Below are 2979 nucleotides of genomic sequence, written 5' to 3'. Positions count from 1 at the left end.
CCGAGACGCAGATCGACACGGCGAACATGGTGACGGCGAAGCCCACCAGCGGCACCCACCACGACGAGCGGCTGAGCCGGATCCGGCGCACCGAGAGCCACACCGTGGCCGCATAGCCCGCGACCAGCACGAGCACCGCGATCACGCCCCAGGTCCTGGCGACCGCGAAGTTGGAGAAGGTGCCCTCCCCGCCCAGCATCTTCAGGGTCTGCTGGAGCGTGGCGGAGAGGTCGAGGAACTGCGGGATCGACGAGAGCACGTTCACCACGCCGACGCCGAGCATCACGGCGGTGATCAGCACCTGGGCCCGGCTCGCGGGACGCGCGCCCGGGGCGACGGGCGCCGCCGACTGCTGCGGCACGGGCGGGGCGGGTGCCGGAGCGGATGCCGTCGGCATCTGCTCCACGGGCGGCAGGCCTGCGCGCGCACGCTGCTCCTCGGGCGTTGCGTATTCGCCGTACTGCGGCCGGTCGACACTCATGGCATCCACGCTACCGCCCGGGCCTTGGGCGGGGATGTGAACGCCGCCGTCGGGCGGGACGGCGACCGCGCGGGAGCGAGGCCCTACGAGGTCAGTGCCCCGAGCGTCCGCCCAGGGCGCGCTCGTCGCGCTTGCCCGCGGCATCCTGACGCAGCTCCTTGGGGAGCGAGAACATCAGGTCCTCCTCGGCCGTGCGCACCTCTTCGACGTCGCCGTAGCCCGCCTCGCTGAGCGCCTCGAGCACCTCGCGGACGAGGACCTCGGGCACCGATGCTCCGCTGGTGACGCCGACCGTGCGCACGCCGTCGAGCCATTCCTGCTTCACTTCGTCGGCGTAGTCCACGCGGTAGGCGGCCTTCGCACCGTGCTCGAGGGCGACCTCGACCAGGCGGACGCTGTTGGACGAGTTCGCGGAGCCGACCACGATCACCAGATCGGCGTCCTTCGCGACCTTCTTGATCGCCACCTGACGGTTCTGCGTGGCGTAGCAGATGTCGTCGGACGGCGGATTGTGCAGCTCAGGGAAGCGGGTGCGGAGTCGGTTGACCGTCTCCATGGTCTCGTCGACGGACAGCGTGGTCTGCGACAGCCAGACCACCTTGCTCGGATCCTTGACGACGACGGTGTCCGCCTCGTCCGGGGAGTTGACGATGGTCACGTGGTCGGGAGCCTCGCCCGCGGTGCCCTCGACCTCCTCGTGGCCGTCGTGGCCGATGAGCAGGATCTCGAAGTCGTCCCGCGCGAAGCGCACTGCTTCGCGGTGCACCTTGGTCACCAGCGGGCAGGTCGCGTCGATCGCGTGCAGGCCGCGGTCGGATGCCGCGTTGACCACGGCCGGCGCGACACCGTGCGCGCTGAAGACGACGTGGGCGCCCTCTGGCACTTCGTCGACCTCGTCGACGAAGATCGCGCCCTTCTTCTCGAGCTCGGTCACGACGTGGATGTTGTGCACGATCTGCTTGCGCACGTACACCGGCGAGCCGTAGCGCTCCAGAGCCTTCTCGACCGCCACGACGGCCCGGTCGACACCCGCGCAGTAGCCGCGCGGGGCTGCCAGCAGCACGCGCTTCGCTCCGTCGACGGGACGGTCCTGGAGGGGCGCCGATCGACGGGCTGGGCGCGGGGGCTCGGGAAGCCTGACGATGGTTGCACTCACCCTTGAAGTCTACCGAGGGCGCCTGATGAAGGGCCGTGTCGGCGGCATCCGGGACAATGGACGCATGACCGTCTTCGAAGCCGCCGCGCTCCCCGGCGAGCCGCCACCCGCGGATTCGGTCGCTCCGCGCGACTCGACGCCGGATGCCCCGACATCGGTCGCGCGGCTGAACGGGACGATCCGCGACTTCATCGCGCGGTGGAACACGGTGTGGGTGGAAGGCGAGATCACCTCGTGGAACCTGCGCGCGGGCAACGTGTTCGCGCGGCTGAAGGACGTGCGCTCCGACGCGCAGATCTCCGTCCGCGTGTGGTCGAGCGTGCGCGCGCGCATCCCCGCCGACCTCGCCGTCGGCGATCATGTCGTCGCCGCGGTGAAGGCGGACTACTTCGTCAAGGGCGGGGACTTCAGCTTCATCGTCTCCGCCATGAAGCACGTCGGTCTGGGCGACCAGCTGGAGCGGCTGGAGAAGCTGCGTGCGCAGCTGCGTCAGGAGGGGCTGTTCGACGCGAGCCGCAAGAAGGGGCTCCCGTTCCTTCCGCACTGCATCGGCCTGATCACCGGCGAGAAGTCGGATGCCGAGAAGGACGTGCTGCGCAACGCCGAGCTGCGCTGGCCGCAGGTGCGTTTCCGCACCGCGCACGTTGCCGTGCAGGGCGACCGCAGCGTGCCCGAGGTGCTCGCCGCGCTGAAGCGGCTGGATGCCGACCCCGAGGTCGACGTGATCATCATCGCGCGCGGTGGCGGCGACCCGCAGACGCTGCTCGGCTTCAGCGACGAGCGACTCGTGCGCGCCGTGGCCGCGGCATCCACTCCCGTCGTCAGCGCCATCGGACACGAGAACGACCACCCCCTGCTCGACGACGTCGCCGACCTGCGGGCATCGACTCCGACGGATGCTGCGAAGCGCGTCGTCCCTGACGTGGGCGAGCAGCGCGCGCTGATCGCCCAGCTGCGCGCCCGCGCCACCAGCCGCCTCACCCAGCGGATCTCGCACGACATCGCCCAGCTCGAGCAGCTCCGCTCGCGGCCCGTGCTGCGCACACCCGATCCGATCATCGACGACCGCGCCCAGGAGGTGTGGCTGCTGGCCTCCCGAGGCCGCGACACCCTCACCCGGCGGCTGGACACCGCCCAGCGCACCACCGCCGAGCTGCGTGCATCGCTGCGGGCCCTCTCCCCCGCGGCGACGCTGGCTCGCGGCTATGGGATCGTGCACCTGGACGACGGGCGCATCGTGCGCGACGCCGCGGATGCCCCGGCAGGCACGCCGCTGACGGTGACCGTCGACCGCGGCTCGCTGCGAGCCCGCTCCGAGGGCGAGATCCCCGAGGCGGGCTGA

3 protein-coding genes are annotated in these 2979 nt (G+C 71.1%); 1 reads left to right on the top strand and 2 read right to left on the bottom strand.

Annotated elements, in window-relative coordinates; genetic code table 11:
- A partial coding sequence (locus BGN97_RS11375; RefSeq protein ID WP_292701423.1) for a DUF6264 family protein occupies positions 1–481 on the bottom strand: 481 nt, incomplete at its 3' end.
- Positions 482–572: 91 nt separating this feature from the next.
- Positions 573–1637, bottom strand: a complete 1065-nt coding sequence (locus BGN97_RS11370; protein ID WP_285634086.1) for a 4-hydroxy-3-methylbut-2-enyl diphosphate reductase — start codon at positions 1635–1637, stop codon at positions 573–575.
- Positions 1638–1701: 64 nt separating this feature from the next.
- On the opposite strand from BGN97_RS11370, the gene xseA reads away from it, so the two are divergent.
- The gene (gene xseA / locus BGN97_RS11365; protein WP_292701421.1) at positions 1702–2979 is read left to right on the top strand and encodes an exodeoxyribonuclease VII large subunit; all 1278 of its coding nucleotides are present in this window, start codon (positions 1702–1704) and stop codon (positions 2977–2979) included.

Origin of the sequence: Microbacterium sp. 69-10 (assembly GCF_001897945.1) — a bacterium.
GTDB lineage: Bacteria > Actinomycetota > Actinomycetes > Actinomycetales > Microbacteriaceae > Microbacterium.
Note: the sequence above shows the minus strand (reverse complement) of the source record. Positions and strands in the feature narration are given on the sequence as shown.

Excerpts from the sequence above, each read along its gene's own strand:
- xseA (WP_292701421.1), top strand. The coding sequence starts at position 1,702 with ATGACCGTCTTCGAAGCCGCCGCGCTCCCCGGCGAGCCGCCACCCGCG.